This window comes from Acinetobacter sp. 24-47-62 (assembly GCF_056779765.1).
This window is the reverse complement of the sequence record NZ_JBWYIN010000024.1, coordinates 1-9,337: the sequence shown is the minus strand read 5'-3', so window position 1 is coordinate 9,337 and position 9,337 is coordinate 1. Positions and strand designations below refer to the sequence as shown.

General features: G+C 36.3%; 8 protein-coding genes. 5 read left to right on the top strand and 3 right to left on the bottom strand.

All coding sequences use genetic code 11. From position 1 onward, the window contains the following. The coding region (locus tag AC1M87_RS14560; protein WP_481594096.1) for a muconate/chloromuconate family cycloisomerase at nucleotides 1-721 on the bottom strand (721 nt) is incomplete at its 3' end. Between the two features lie 114 nt (nucleotides 722-835). Here AC1M87_RS14560 and AC1M87_RS14555 point away from each other — a divergent pair. The 4 genes from AC1M87_RS14555 (at nucleotide 836) to AC1M87_RS14540 (ending at nucleotide 5,920) form a co-directional block, all read left to right on the top strand. Beyond that, nucleotides 836-1,750 carry a LysR family transcriptional regulator gene (locus AC1M87_RS14555; RefSeq protein WP_035270297.1) on the top strand — a complete coding sequence of 305 codons (915 nt, stop codon included), beginning with the start codon at nucleotides 836-838 and terminating at the stop codon, nucleotides 1,748-1,750. Nucleotides 1,751-2,136: 386 nt separating this feature from the next. Beyond that, a complete protein-coding gene (locus tag AC1M87_RS14550) occupies nucleotides 2,137-3,507 on the top strand; it encodes an MFS transporter (RefSeq protein WP_092766280.1) in 1,371 nt (456 codons plus the stop codon). A gap of 83 nt (nucleotides 3,508-3,590) precedes the next feature. Beyond that, the gene (locus AC1M87_RS14545) at nucleotides 3,591-4,862 is read left to right on the top strand and encodes a DcaP family trimeric outer membrane transporter (protein ID WP_481594095.1); all 1,272 of its coding nucleotides are present in this window, start codon (nucleotides 3,591-3,593) and stop codon (nucleotides 4,860-4,862) included. Between the two features lie 164 nt (nucleotides 4,863-5,026). Beyond that, nucleotides 5,027-5,920: a LysR family transcriptional regulator gene (locus tag AC1M87_RS14540; RefSeq protein WP_481594094.1), complete on the top strand. Its 894-nt coding sequence runs from the start codon at nucleotides 5,027-5,029 to the stop codon at nucleotides 5,918-5,920. 90 nt (nucleotides 5,921-6,010) lie between these two features. Here the strand turns inward: AC1M87_RS14540 and AC1M87_RS14535 are convergent, their stop codons facing one another. Both AC1M87_RS14535 and AC1M87_RS14530 read right to left on the bottom strand, forming a co-directional pair. Next, complete coding sequence (locus AC1M87_RS14535; RefSeq protein WP_180029055.1) at nucleotides 6,011-6,772, bottom strand: 3-oxoacyl-ACP reductase; 762 nt, start codon at nucleotides 6,770-6,772, stop codon at nucleotides 6,011-6,013. A gap of 78 nt (nucleotides 6,773-6,850) precedes the next feature. After that, nucleotides 6,851-7,921 (bottom strand): zinc-binding metallopeptidase family protein, encoded by a 1,071-nt coding sequence (locus tag AC1M87_RS14530; RefSeq protein WP_481594093.1) that lies wholly within the window; start codon nucleotides 7,919-7,921, stop codon nucleotides 6,851-6,853. A gap of 323 nt (nucleotides 7,922-8,244) precedes the next feature. Between AC1M87_RS14530 and AC1M87_RS14525 the strand changes: the two genes are divergently transcribed. Further along, nucleotides 8,245-9,337, top strand: a 1,093-nt coding sequence (locus AC1M87_RS14525; RefSeq protein ID WP_481594092.1) for a BapA/Bap/LapF family prefix-like domain-containing protein, incomplete at its 3' end; no start/stop codon positions are given.

Here is a 9,337-nt window from a genome sequence, read left to right as displayed (position 1 = left end):
CAATATCAAAACGACGAGTTAAACGCTCCATGGCATCAATATTGTCAATCGCACATGGCTGTTCAATTAGATCCACACCACCATCTTGCAGAAGCTGAATACCTTTGATCGCTTCTAACTCAGACCAAGCACGGTTCACATCGACACGGATAGAAATATCAGCACCTAACGCTTTTTTGATGGTGAGAACATGCTCAACATCTGCTTCTACAGCACGAGAACCAATTTTTAATTTAAAGAAGTTATGACGCTTAGCTTCGATCATCTTTTTCGCTTCAGCGATATCTTTATCTGTATCACCAGAAGCCAACACCCAAAGTACAGGAACGCTGTCACGCAGACGGCCACCTAACACTTCAGACAGCGGCAAACCTAAACGTTGAGCCTGAATATCCAGTAAAGCAGTTTGAATGGCACATTTTGCAAAACGGTTGCCATTAATATTCTTCTTCAACACTTGCATAATTTGAGCAATGTTGAAATCAGTAAAAGTTTTGAGTAGTGGAGCAAAATAAGTATCGATATTGGTTTTGATACTTTCAGGGCTTTCTTCACCATAGCCTAAGCCACCGATGGTGGTTGCTTCGCCCCAACCAATGAAACCATCCGAAGTTTCGATTTTAATGAGGACTAAGGTTTGAGTTTGCATCGTTGCGACCGCCATCTTGTGTGGGCGGATCGTCGGGATTTCAACGAGCAAGGTTTCAACTGATGTAATCATTTCCACTCTACGCATTCTTGCATTGTGTATTTCATGTGGTATACCTTAAAAGAATGCAAAAATAGAGTCGAAGATCATTTTTGCATTTTAATATATTTAAAAGGTATGGAAGTCATGGAGCTTAGACATCTACGATATTTTGTCGCAGTGGTAGAAGAACAAAGTTTTACAAAAGCAGCCGAAAAGTTATTTATTGCGCAGCCACCATTAAGTAGACAAATTCAAAATTTGGAATCAGAGCTTGGCATTGCTTTATTTGAGCGAGGTAGCCGTCCATTAAAAACAACACAAGCCGGTTATTTCTTTTATCAGCACGCAGTGAAATTACTTGCCAATGCTGAAGAAGTTAAGTCTATGACAAAGCGTATAGGTCTAGTTGAACGTACAGTAACAATGGGGTTTGTCGGGTCACTGCTTTATGGGCTGCTTTCTAAAATTGTATATTTATATAGGCAGCAGCAACCCCACTTAAAGATTGAACTTGTTGAAATGACCACGTTAGAACAAGTTAAAGCACTCAAAGAGGGGAAGATTGATGTTGGATTTGGGCGGCTTAGAATTTCAGATCCAGCATTGAAGCGAATTTTGCTTCGTGAAGAGCGCTTAATGATGGCAGTGCATGCGAGTCATCCTTTAAGTTTGAAAAAAGAAGGTGTTTATCTATCTGATATTTCTGATGAAAATATTTTTTTATACCCTAGCCATACAACCCCTAGCTTTGCAACTCAAGTCCAAGCCTTGTTTGCAGAATATAATTTAGAACCTAAAAATATACGTTTGGTGCGAGAAATTCAGCTATCTCTTGGTTTGGTTGCAGCTGGTGAAGGTATTTGTATTGTTCCAGAAAGTGCGAAATCAATTCAGCTATCCCATTTGCTTTACATCCCAATTTTAGATGAAACTGCAGTAAGTCCAGTATTTATGACGATACGTAATCTAGATGAGAGCGAGGACATCATGTCTCTAATAGATTGTATTTACCAAGTGTATGATTTAGAAGCAATTAAGTATGATAGAAATTTAATTTAGATAGGGTCTAATACAATAATTAGACTTAGGTCTAAAGCTATTGGGTAAAAAATAGCAATCAAAAATCTTAAATACTCAAAATAACTACGACTTTAGCTTATGCCCCGAAAAGGGGCTTAATTTTTTTTGATAAATTTCAAACAAATAATTTTAACTTTGAAGAAAAAGTAGGTTGCAATAAAAAATTCAAATTAGAAATTCTCAAAGAATTTTTTTTTAAAGTAATTATTCGTCTAATTTTCATTCAATCATACTAGAAATAAGCCCTCGAGATTATTTAGACCTTGAAGGTATATATATAGATATATTCGGTTTTGGACATTTTTTCAGCTTTAAGTCAATGTTGCGTCATATTTTTGGAGAGTTTATTTGCAGGAGGCGCAACCTTGGAAGCAAACAAATTAAATATCAATCGTGTGATTGATGATGCTAAGTTCACACCATTTCATTGGGGTGTATTATTTTGGTGCTTATTGATTATTATCTTTGATGGTTATGATCTTGTCATTTACGGAGTTGCATTACCTTTATTAATGCAGGAATGGGCATTAACTTCAGTACAAGCTGGATTGTTAGCAAGTACAGCTTTATTCGGGATGATGTTCGGTGCTATGTCATTTGGTACATTATCAGATAAGCTTGGTCGTAAAAAAACCATTATGATTTGTGTGGCAATCTTCAGTGGATTTACATTTTTGGGGGCATTTGCATCAAATCCAACTGAATTTGGTATTTTACGCTTTCTTGCTGGTCTGGGTATTGGCGGTGTGATGCCTAACGTTGTTGCTTTAATGACTGAATATGCACCTAAGCGAATTAGAAGCACTTTAGTTGCCCTTATGTTCAGTGGATATGCAATTGGTGGTATGACGTCAGCATTATTAGGTGCTTGGTTAGTTCCACAATATGGCTGGAAAATTATGTTCTATATCGCTGCATTGCCTTTAATCGCATTGCCGTTGATTTGGAAATTCCTACCAGAATCTTTGATGTACCTGACCAACAAAAACCAAACCGAGCAAGTGCGAATTAATGTGAAGAAAATCGCACCTGAAAAAAATATTACTGCTGACACTCAATTTGTATTAGATGAAGTCACAGCAGGTGATGAAGCTCCTTTAAAAGCATTATTCCAGCAAGGTCGTACCTTCAGTACTTTCATGTTCTGGGTTGCATTCTTTATGTGTTTACTCATGGTTTATGCTTTAGGAAGCTGGTTGCCAAAACTGATGATTCAAGCGGGTTACTCGCTTGGTGCAAGTATGATCTTCCTATTTGCATTAAATATCGGTGGTATGGTGGGTGCAATCGGTGGTGGATATCTTGCAGATCGTTTCCACATCAAAAAAGTACTCACAATTATGTTCGTGTGCGGTGCACTTGCACTTATCCTTCTCGGCTTTAATAGTCCACAAATCGTGTTGTATACGCTAATTGCAATCGCGGGCGCTGCAACGATTGGCTCACAAATTCTACTTTATACATTCGTCGCACAATATTATCCGTCGACAGTTCGTTCAACTGGTATGGGGTGGGCATCTGGTATTGGTCGAATTGGTGCAATTGTAGGTCCAGTACTCACTGGTGCTTTGTTAACCATGGAACTTCCGCACCAAATGAATTTCTTGGTCATCGCAATTCCTGGTGTGATTGCAGCCTTAGCAATTTTTATGGTGAATCTGAAAAATTCAGTAGATGGAAAAATTGCTCAGGAAGAACCGGTGCACTCTTCTAAAGTCGTAGAACAAGCACAGTAAAAATTCTTTATAAATAAGACAGCTGCCAGAAGGTGGCTGTTATTTAGACTTTTAAACCATTTTATAGGATAAGAGAGATTAGGATGATCTTTTCAAACAAACCTTTTACTTTAAGTTTAATCTCATTAGCTGTTTTAACCTCTACTGCAACATTTGCACAAAGCACACAACAGTCTGAAATAGAGCAACTACGTCAAGAAATTGAAGTACTTAAATCAATGATGGAACAACAACAGAAGAATGCTGTTGTACAGACAAAATCGATTGAGACATTAAAAACTGAATCTGTTAAACCCCAACCAAAACTAAATGTTGGTAAAGATACCACTTTTAATTTTTATGGTAATGTTCGTCTAGATGCCTCATATCAAGCCGAAGGTAGTGCGGCAGATCGCCTATATAATAATATTAATAAAGTTCCTTTAGAGGGACAAAGTGAAGCAAGTGATCAACTGAAGTCGACTCTATCAGCAACACGTTTAGGTTTGGATATTCATAGTCAAATCAATGATAAAAAAGTTTCAGGTAAAGTTGAAGTCGACTTTTTGGGTGGAGCTGGATTAGATAATCTTCGTATACGTCATGCTTATATGAATTACGATAAATGGTTAATTGGTCAAACTTGGTCTAACTTTGCTGTGCCAGACTATATGCCTGAAACGATTGATGCCTTAGGTTATGTGGGTGGTGCTGTAAAACGTACACCTCAAGTTCGTTATAGTATGAGTTTAGCACCTGCAACAGGCTTGGTCCTTGCAGCAGAAGATCCAAAAGATGGCTTATCTAAAATGCGTACACCTGCAGTCACAGCGCGATTGAATCATCAATTAAATGATGATGCTAAACTCAGTTTACGTACTATGGTCAATGAAAAGAAAACAGAAGTTGATGAAGTCGTTGCATGGGGCGTAGGACTTGGTATGCAATATAAGTTAGCTCCTTCAACTACACTGAAAGCTGACTACTATCATGTAAAAGGAGATAGCAGTTTCGTTTCATGGACGAATCCTGGTATCAGCCGTAGCTCATCTGGTGAAATTTTAGATGAGAATGAATTTGACTCGATTACAATAGGTCTAACGCAGCAATTTAATCCTCAATGGCGTGGAACTGTTGGTTTTGGTTATATGAATCAAGATGTGACAAATGCTTATCGAGGTGGTGCAGTAAATCTGACAGAGATCAATAAGGAGCTTTGGCAAGGTTGGGTCAATGCATTCTATAGTCCGATCAAACCGATTAGCCTTGGGTTGGAATATGTGTATGGTGAGCGTAAAGCTGTGGTATCTGCACCAAATGGTTCTAACACAGGTGAGGATAATCGTGTCAGTGCTGTAGCAATTTATAATTTCTAAATTATTCAGACTTGAATGATGATAAAAAGAGCGATTTTTCGCTCTTTTTTTATGGGATGGTTTTAGAGAATGTCAGAATAGATCCTAGAAAAAATAAAAATATAAAAGTACTATGAGATCTTATTTGACTTTAGATTCTCATCTACTAGGAGAAGGCGCGTTTCGTGTACGAATTAGATTGCAAATTACTCAGTATTTTTTTTCATGTTTACAAATTTAAAAGTGTCTCGATTGCTGCTGAACAATTGCAGATGAGTCAACCTGCTGTAAGTAATATTCTTAACAAAATTCGACAACATTATAACGATCCGCTTTTTTTAAGAATTGGGAATGAAATGATCCCGACGGAATTATCAAAGCAATTATTCCCATTGGTCAGTGAAGCATTAAGTAAAGTTGAAGCGATTAATAATTTTACGATTGATTTTGATGAAGCTATATCAGATCAACAATTCACCTTGGCGATGACTGATGTTTCGCATTTAGTATTACTGCCTAAGATTTCCCAATATCTAAAAGCAAAAGCATCTCATGTCAGATTAAATGTGCGTCCAATAACTTCTGAAACAAGTTATCAAATGGCAAATGGTGAAATTGATCTTGCATTAGGATTTCTGCCTCATTTGGAAAATGGCTTTTATCAACAAAAACTATTCGAGCAATATTATGTTGTAATTGCAGCAAAAGATCACCCTCGTTTAACGGGAGATTCAATCCGCAAAGAGCAGTATTTGGCAGAATCACACATTGATATTGATGCGGGAATGGGGCATTACCATATTGAAAATGAGCTGTTAAACCTTGAACTTAAAAGAAATATTTTAATGCGATTACCAAGTTATCTTGGTGTTGGTCTTGTTGTTCAAGAAACTGATGCGATTGCTACAGTGCCTTACTATCTAAGTGAAGTTTTATTATCACGAGGCAATTTAAAAATCTTTGATGCACCTATTGCTTTCCCGACATATGGTGTTAAACAATACTGGCATATGTCCTGTCATCATAAGACCAGCCATCAATGGCTTAGACATATGTTTCATGAAATCCTTGTAAAATAACACTCATAAATACTCTATGAGCAAGCGATTGGGGTTATATAGGTAGGCTATTCCTTAAATAAAAAATAGCCTAAGCTCTAAGCATCGTTATTAATTTTTAACTAAACCGCCATCCACTATTAAATTTTGACCAGTGACAGCTTTGGAGTACGGTGACAAAAACATTAAAATGGCTGAAGCAAACTCATCAGGAGTGACGACTTTACGCAAGGGGGTAGCGGAAGCAATATAATCAAAAACTTCCTGTGGCGTGCTTTTACTTGCATCAGTTTGTTGAAGTAATCCACCAGACAACATATTGACATTAATTCCAAACTCACCTAATTCATGAGCACATGTTCTCGTCAATGCGAGAAGGGCAGATTTTGCAGTAGTATAGTCATGATATGGCACAACAGGATTTTGCACCAAGTTTGTTCCTATATTCACAATTCGACCGAATCGATTAGCTTTCATGTCGGCTAAAGCGGCTTGAGTGGTATTAAGGGCAGCTTTGACAGCACCCTCAAACTGAGTGTGCATATCATTCCATTGTATTTGTGAAATATTTGGTCTTGCATCCCCGTTAAATTTAAATCTAACGAGTGCATTATTCACAATTGAATGAATAGCTTCACCAAAATGCAGTTTGGCAGCGTTAAACATTTCTGAAACTTGATCTGCATCAGTAATATCCGCTTGATAACTAAAAACTTGATCAGGATGTGAAAGTTTTAATGTCTTAGCGGACTCATGACTACTATGATAATTGACAACGACACGAGCGCCTTCGCTCAATAATGCCTTGGTAATAGCCAAGCCAAGGCCTCGTGCCCCACCTGTAACGAGTACAATCTGTTCGTTTATTTTCATTTACACACAATCATTAAGACTTGGTGAAGATTGTATTTAAATAATAAGTAACTTCAACCTTTGATAAAGCAAAAATATTTATTTTTGAAATGAAATTTCTAATAGTTTGTGATGAATAAATCTGAGCTTGTCTAAGACTTTATCTGATAGCGTAAATGGGTATGCATCATCTAAACCCATACTGCGATTAAGTGCATTTAAGTTAAAAGTGATGATTAACCAGTTTTGTAAAACAGTTTCAAAGTTTTTAGCACCAATCGGATTTTCTTCGATCGTCATACTTGGGAGATCAGCACGTTTAGATTGAACACTCAGACCCGCATAGTATGCTGTTTCTAAGGTATCCATCATATGTAAATAATGTGCCCAAGTCTCTGCCCAATCTTCCCATGGGTGAGCACTTGCATAGGAACTAATAAATTTTTTCTGCCAGTCTATGGGTGGACCTTCGTGATAATGTCGCTTTAAAGCCTCAGCATAATCTTGTCGTTCATCTCCAAACATTACTCTGAACGCATCAATGAGATCTGGTCGAAGCTCTTGAATGAGATCAAAATAGTAATGCCCGCTTTCGTGGCGAAAATGACCGAGTAGGGTTCGATAGTTTTCACCCATTTTTATTCGGGTTGTTTCGCGGTATACGACGTCTGCTTCGCTTGCATTTAATGTAATTGTACCTTGAGCATGCCCAGTTAAAACAGGAAGATCTGGTTCGGGCATCAAAAAATTAAATCTAAGTCCAAATTGATCTTGATCATTTTTTTTTGGTCTCGGCATAATATTTAGTTGTTGCATCATATAAAGGAAACGACGCTTCGCATGCTCTAATCTGCTCCAATAGATGGTGTGATCAGGATTATTTAAATTTGGAATAATAGAGGTTAGTTTGCAAGAGTCACAGTAAATATCAGAACTTTCTGCAGGAATCATCCAATTGCATACATGATGATGCAAATAATTAAAACAGGGTTTATAGAGTTTATTTTTGAATTTGGGATTAATAGATTTCCACAACTGAATAGTATGTTTATGGAAACTTCCCATTTCTTTTTCTTCTACAACATATCCTAAATTAATTCCACAATGAGTACATGTAGAATTCATAAAAAAGATTTGCCGATTACACTGCGCGCAAGAAAAATATTTCATAAAAATTATTCATTTTTTTGAGATTATACCATTGCTTTTTTCAAAAAAAAAATTTGTGTTTCTGAAATTAAATAACGAAAATTAAAAGCAAGAAAAATGATGAACAATAAGTAATCAACGTATTGAATTTTGTAAATAGCAGTCTACTTAAGATCATTTAGTTGCTGTATAAAATAAAATCAATTTTATTAAAAAATAGTGTGATACAAGTCACAATATATTGAAATATATGATTTTTAATCTAAAAAAATCTTGATTAGAAAACTAAATGATCGTTTAATGCTATTAAGTAAAATTTCTTTAAATCTATGGGTATTTTGTATATGCAAACTCAGATTATCTCAAAAAAAAACTTGAATAATACGATCACTTCAGAAAGCAATATAATTAAAATTGTTGAAGACTCAGTTGTAATGATCGACGTGGCTCCTGAAGATGTTCAAGAGCTGATTGTGAATGATAATCAGGTCATTATTAAACTTAATAATGGGGAAACAATAACCCTAGAAAACTTCAATTATGAAACATCTGATTTAGTTTTCCGTAACCAAAATAGTGAGATGTTTGTTCTTGATTTCAAAAATGTAGAATACAATCCTTTAGAAAGCATAGAAGCTTTACTAGAAGGTGGTGCTGGAACTGGCGCTACAATCTTAAATAATTGGTTAGCTGGTGGTGCACTTGCACTAGGTGCAGTTGGAGTTGGCGTTGCTGTATTTGATGCTGCAAATGGATCAAGTGACACAAAACAGCCGTCCAAAGATCTCAGCAAATTAGTTGATGCAATCAATGATGCTAAAAATTCATTAAATCAATTGGATGGTGATGAAAAACAGCGAGTTGAAAATGCTATTAATGATGCAGAAGCTGTTTTAAAAGATCCAGAATCAAGTCAAGAATTACTTGACCAGACGGCTGATGATTTAATTGCTATTGTTGAAGATGCTTTAAAAGATCAAGAAGCTAAAGATGCTGCTAAATTAGAAGAAGCAATTAATAATCTTGAAGCTGATTTGGAAAATGCAAAGGATAAGTTGGAAAATGAAGATCCAAATGATCCATATACTGATGAAACTAAATCAGAATTAGAAAAAGAAATTGAAGAAGCTCAAAAGCTTGTAGATGACTTTAATAACAATATTGGTGATAAGCCAAGCATTGATGATGTAAACAATGCTCGTGATGAACTAAATAATGCTGTTGATAATCTAAAAACTGAATCACAGCAAGAATTTGAAAATACGCCTGCTACAGAAGCGGATTTAGTCGCGCTTGAAACGAAGGCGAATGAACTTCAAAAGAAACTTGATGACAATGCAGAGTTAGAAGAATCAGCAAGATATACTGATGAAACACGTGATGCACTTCAACAAGAAATTAATGAAGCTTTACAACTCGTTGCTGATGGTCGTGATC